The 2667-nt window shown below is 46.4% G+C and carries 1 protein-coding gene; it reads right to left on the reverse strand.

The features are described 5' to 3' along the window. Nucleotides 1-337 precede the first annotated feature (337 nt). Nucleotides 338-2380: a putative bifunctional diguanylate cyclase/phosphodiesterase gene (locus tag R7V76_RS16555; RefSeq protein ID WP_318094343.1), complete on the reverse strand. Its 2043-nt coding sequence runs from the start codon at nt 2378-2380 to the stop codon at nt 338-340. Nucleotides 2381-2667 lie beyond the last annotated feature (287 nt).

The following is a 2667-nucleotide window of genomic DNA, read 5'->3' on the forward strand; positions in this document are numbered from 1 at the left end:
ACCCAAAGTATTGCCCGAGGGGCAATTTAATAAGAGGTGATGAAAAAAATAAGGGATTGCGCATCGTCACGATGGCAATCCCTTATTTTCTTTAAAAGACAGCTAGTTATGTCCCAGCCTCTTGTAGTGTGATGGACAGACAGGTACTGGATTGAGTAGAGAGCTGAGCAACCATCGAAATGTACGGCGATTCTGTCTGCATCTTGCACAAGTCGAACAAATTCCTGCCCGGAATTCGTTCACGAAGCCATTGCGTCCCCCATGATCGCACACATATTCCTCGTGTGCTTATCCAGTATACGTAAAAAGACACGGATTGGATTGAACGGATGTGCTGTCAGCCCACATCCAGGACGGTTCGCTCGATCGTCTGCTGGTCGAGATCATTGACCTTGACCGGACGACTGTAATAATAGCCCTGCCCGTAGTCACATCCAAGCCGTTTCAGGAATTCGTGCTGTTCAAGCGTCTCGACGCCTTCCGCCACCACTTCAATCCCAAGACTCTTCGCCAGCTGGATGATCATTTCGGTTATCGCCGTTCCCCGCTCGTCATGCGGTACTTCATCAATGAATGATTTATCAATCTTTAAGATATCGATCGGTAAATGCTTTAAATGCGTCAGCGAGGACAGGCCTGTTCCGAAGTCATCGAGCGCAATCGTCAAACTCAATTGCTTCAATTCTCCGAGCATCAACAAGGCACGTTCGAGATTTTCCATGACGGAGGTCTCCGTAATTTCCAGTTGAAGTTGCAGTTCTCCGCCGTTCTTCAATGAATGATGAACGATTTCCTTAATCATCAGATTATGCGATTCCGACCGGAAATGCATCGCTGACAGGTTGACGGAAACTTGACGGATGAAGTGATCCTCTTCGCGCCAGACTTCCATCTGGTTGACGGTTTCCTGCAGCACCCACTGGGTCAGACGGTGAATTAGGCTGTACTTTTCTGCGAGCGGAATGAACTCTGCCGGTGAAATGAAACCGAACTTCGGATGATTCCAGCGAATCAGAACTTCCGCCTGCTCGACTTTTCCCGTCGCCAGTGCAATTTTCGGTTGATAGACGAGATTAAACTCCTTGAAGTCCGTCATGGCCCGACGCAGGGAACCGACGATTTGTTGTTCCCGGCGATCCGAATGGAGCAGTTCATCGTAAATGACGAAACGGTCCCGTCCTTCATTTTTCCCTGCACGCAACGCGCTTTCCATTTGACCGATCCGCATCTCCAGTGTATCCGTAATATCCGGAACGATGATACCGATGGTCGCGGTCAAATGAATCTCCTGTCCGTCGAGAAAAATTGGTTGCCGGATTGCTTCCAAGACATCCGTGAAGGCCTCTTCGAGCATTTCGGAATCGATGTTTTGAATCAGGAAAAATTGGGTTCCGTTGTAGCGGATACACGCTTCATCTTCTCGAAGTAACGCTTTGATTCGGTCGGAGAATTGCCGAATGACGATGTCTCCCTGATCAAAACCGAATGTATCATTGATCCATTTGTAACCGTCCAGATCAAGCAATGCCATCGTCATCTGCTTTTTCGTCCGGCTGTACTGTCCATCCACTTTTGACATATGATGATCCAGCCAACGGCGGTTGTGCAATCCGGTCAAATGATCCGTATACGCCATCATCTGTAAGGCTCGCCGTTCCAGGTGAATATACAGTCCGACAATCAACAGAACAATTAAAAAGACCGGAATTGCCACGTCACTTAAGATATTTGATGTGACAGGCCGGGCGGTAACGTCTACTCCCGAAGCACTTGGAACACAAAACGTCGTTCCGAGCATTCCGACATAGTGCATCGTCGAAATACCGAATCCCATCAAAATCGCAACAGGAATCAAAATTCGTTTTTTATCGACGTGTCGTGTCATATACAACAACAACAGGGCAACATAGGCAACGGTGATTGCAATCACAATCGATAACATGAATAACGTCGCATCATAGCGGATATCTCCATTAAACTGCATTGCAACCATCCCAAGATAATGCATCATGGCGATTCCCGTCCCCATTAAGGTTCCGGCGATGATGACTTTTTTCCGCGTCAGTTCCGAATAATATAAAAGATAAAAGGCGATCCAAGCAGCTGTCACGGCGGGAACGATTGACAGGAACATCAGCACCCAGTCGTATTTAACCGGTACCGCCAACTCAAATGCCCCCATTCCAACGAAGTGCATGCCCCAAATGGATAATCCCATCGTCAAGGAAGAAACGAACAAGGCTCTTTTCTTTAAAGATACGGCTTTTGCCAACCGGCGATTTAATTCAATCGAGGCATAGGATCCGACAATGGCCACGATGACCGATAGGATGACCAGTGTCTCTTCATAGTGTTTCGTTAAGGTGATCCATTCATTCATGATAAGTGCCTCTCTTTTTTGACTGACATTCCTATTAGTATCGTCTGCTTACCGGTATTTCTTCAGTCTTCTGAAGAAATTTCACTAGAATGCGTGTGCTTTTTTCTAAAATAGGCAGATAAACTCGAAAAAACGAACAAAAAAAGGGATGCTGTTGAAACCGCATCTGGGCTAACCTAAAATTTTGAGACAATATAAAACACCTTCGGAGTGGTACACTTTTAAAAAGTACTAGCATCGGAGGTGTTTTTGCATGGGCAAAAACGTATATTCAAGCGAAGTGAAAT

The organism is Exiguobacterium artemiae (assembly GCF_033342815.1).
Lineage (GTDB): Bacteria > Bacillota > Bacilli > Exiguobacteriales > Exiguobacteriaceae > Exiguobacterium_A > Exiguobacterium_A artemiae_A.